Origin of the sequence: Methanoculleus frigidifontis, from assembly GCF_030464345.1 — an archaeon.
Lineage (GTDB): Archaea > Halobacteriota > Methanomicrobia > Methanomicrobiales > Methanoculleaceae > Methanoculleus_A > Methanoculleus_A frigidifontis.
Genome location: NZ_VCYH01000023.1, coordinates 1 through 2,459, shown reverse-complemented (window position 1 = coordinate 2,459; position 2,459 = coordinate 1). Strand labels below are relative to the sequence as shown.

At 65.9% G+C, this 2,459-nt stretch carries 1 protein-coding gene and 1 pseudogene; both read left to right on the top strand.

Features of this window, described 5'->3' with window-relative positions; translation table 11 throughout:
* The coding region (locus FGU65_RS15770) for a hypothetical protein (protein WP_301665454.1) at positions 1–973 on the top strand (973 nt) is incomplete at its 5' end.
* A gap of 40 nt (positions 974–1,013) precedes the next feature.
* A pseudogene (locus FGU65_RS15765) lies at positions 1,014–2,459 on the top strand (hypothetical protein); the annotation flags it as partial.

The window sequence follows — 2,459 nt, the reverse complement described above, 5'->3', positions numbered from 1 at the left end:
CGGCCTCGGCATCCATGACCGCGCCCTCTCCACGATGACGCAGAACAACGTCTCCGGAAGCGCTCTGGCCTCCGGCTTCGGCTACATCGAGGGCTACCGCCCTGAAGGGCTCGGCATTGGGTTCTCTGAGGGGCTCGGCATCAGGACGAAGGGCGGAACCGTTGCCTACAACAACATCGCGGGCGGCCTGCTGGGCGACTACAAAGGCGACACCCCGACCACCGCGGCCTACAACTGGTGGGGCGATGCGAGCGGTCCGTCCGGCTACGGCCCCGGCACCGGGAGCCCGATCTTTGGCGTCATCTACTACGACGACCCCATGACCTGGGAGCCCTGGCTGACCCGGCCGTGCGAGACCGTTCTCGGTGACGACACGGCGTATCTCGGCGTCGAACTCCGGCCCGACACGGGTCTTTCGAAGGGCTGGAACACCCTCTCGACACCGATAGCCCTTGAGGACAGCACCTGGCGCGCCATCAGCACAATGGGTGAGGGGCTGAACTACAGCGCCGCCTACACCTGGGACGCCGCCGGTCAGCGGTGGGTGCAGGTGCTTGCCGGCACCCGGATAAGCCCGCTCGACGCTGTCTACGTCAAGATGAACGAGGAAGGTCGCCTGCCGGTCGCCATCAGCCCGGAGATCACACGCCCGCCGGTGAAGTATCTCAAATCCGGCTGGAACCTCATCGGCCCTGCGTATGCCTTCGATGTGGCGAATCTCACATGGGACACCATGAAGGTCGACAAGGCACTCATCTCGATCGCAGAGACACCGGCAGGCCTGACCGGCTACACCATCGTCCTCTCGCCGCCGATCAACGACGAGGCCTGGACGTATACCGCCGGTGCGGCAAAGAAACCGACGATGAGCACCGGCTACGGCTACTGGGTCCAGATGGAGAACCCCGATGAACTTGCGGGCTTCAGCTCGACGCCCCTCAAACTCCCACCGATCGATCCCGGGTGGTTCTAAGACCACCCTGCATCCTCCCGAACCTCACGAGGATCCAATCATGCAGAGAACTACACCCACACTCGCGCTCCTGCTGGCACTTGCCATCCTGACCGTGCCGGCAGCCGCAGAAGACACAATCGGGCTGCTGCCGCACGCCTTCTTCGGCACCCTGCTGGATGCCGACGGGACGGCGCCGCCGGTCGGGACCATCGTCGTCGCCTCGGTCAGGGGAACCAATGCCGGAAGCGTCACGACGGCAACCGCCGGACAGTATGGCGACCCCGCCTGGGATGTTGCGGATCAGCTCATTCTGCAGGGACCGAGCCTGGTCACCGGCGATCCGGTCACGTTCTACATCGACGGTGTCCGTGCCACAGAGACCGCTTCCTTCGAAGCGGGCGGCGTGACACGCCTCAACCTCACCGCTACCGCTTTGCTGCCGAAGGAGCGGCCGAAGGAAAGCACCACCGAGCCGGTCTCCCCGAAGGCAGGACAGAACACGACCGTGACCGGTACCGCGACCGGGACGTCGGTCACGCTCACGACGACCGTCGACCTGACGGACGAGACCGTCTCCTTCACGGCATTCGAGGTCCCGCCGGACGACCAGCAGATCCCGTCGAGCCTTGCTCCCGTCGGGCGGTACGCGGAGATCACGAGCACCATCACCAACGATCAGATCGAGAGCGTCACGATCCGGATCTACTACACCGACGCAGAGGTCGCCGCCGCCGGAATCGATGAAGCCCAGATCCGGGTCTACTGGTGGAATCCGGCCGCCGGCGTCTGGGAGCAGCTCCCCGGCGGCGTCGATACCGTCCAGAACGTCGCCTGGGGCGAGACCGACCACTTCTCGACCTTCGCCCTCCTCTCGGTAACGGCGACGCCGGTCACCCCGACGCCGGGCGGCGGCGGTGGCAGTAGCAAAGGAGGCGGCGGAGCCGGGCCTATCGGAACCCCCACCCAAGCGCCCGTCCCGTATGAGCGGGAAGGTGTCGTGCCCACCGACAGCACCGGCGCCCTGACTGAGTCGATCGCAATCACCGCCGCCGACGGCATCGCCATGATCACCGTCCCGATGGGTGTCGTGGCACTCGACAGCAACGGAGACCCGCTTACGACGATCAGCATCGATCCCCTTCCGATCGGCGAGATACCGGCGGCACCGGCCGGTGCAACGTTCGCGTTCATGGAGACCGCCTACGACTGCCGGCCCGACGGCGCAACCTTCAGCACGGCCATTCCCCTGAGGTTCACCATCGCCGAAGAGGACTGGACCGCGATGGTCGCCGCAGATCTGACACCGATCGTCCGGTGGTGGAACAGAGAGACCGGTGCCTGGGAGGAAGTCCCGGCCACGGTCAATCAGGGGACGAGAACCGTGACCGCCCGGATCACGCACTTCAGCGTCTACGCCCTCCTCTTCACCGAAGCGGCCGGGGCTGTTCCCACCACAGCAGCGACCGGCGTCCCGACCACCGCCCCGGCAGAAACGGGCGCAGAA